1 pseudogene is annotated in these 563 nt (G+C 65.0%); it reads right to left on the bottom strand.

Annotated elements, in window-relative coordinates:
* Positions 1–495 (bottom strand): annotated as a pseudogene (locus IEY20_RS17240) (transposase); the annotation flags it as partial.
* Positions 496–563: the final 68 nt, after the last annotated feature.

The following is a 563-nucleotide window of genomic DNA, read 5'->3' as shown; positions in this document are numbered from 1 at the left end:
CGAGGTCGTCGGCGATGAACCGGTACCCGAACGTCGGGTCGTCACGGTGCGCATCGACGGCGGCGTTGGTCAGGTGCGCGTTCTCCCAATCACGACGACTCACCGGGTCCTTTCGCCAGGCGTAGTACGCCTGCTTCGAGAAGCCCAGCACCCGGCAGGTCACCGCGACCGGGATCCGGTCGGCGGCGAGTTCACGGACCAGCGGATACATCATTTTGGGAGGTGCGCTTGGGAGAGATACGCGGCGGCACGGCGGAGGATCTCGTTCTCCTGCTCTAGCAGCCGGTTCCGTTTCCGAAGCTCTCGCAGCTCGACGTTCTCGGTCGTCGTGGTCCCAGACCGAACCCCGTCGTCGATGTCGGCTCGACGCAGCCAGTTCGTCACGGTCCCCTCGGAGATCCCGAAGTCCTTCGCGACCTGCGTCAACGGGATCTCACCCCGTCGCGCGACCGCGATCACGTCGCGTCGGAACTCCTCCGGATAAGGCTTGGCCATGATCGACATCCTTCCAGCGAGGACCACGTCCCCACAGGTCAGGAGTCAACCGAACCGACAGCAGTCCC

The organism is Curtobacterium luteum (genome assembly GCF_014646995.1).
Lineage (GTDB): Bacteria > Actinomycetota > Actinomycetes > Actinomycetales > Microbacteriaceae > Curtobacterium > Curtobacterium luteum.
The sequence above is the reverse complement of the archived record's forward strand: the minus strand, read 5'-3'. Positions and strand labels throughout refer to the sequence as shown.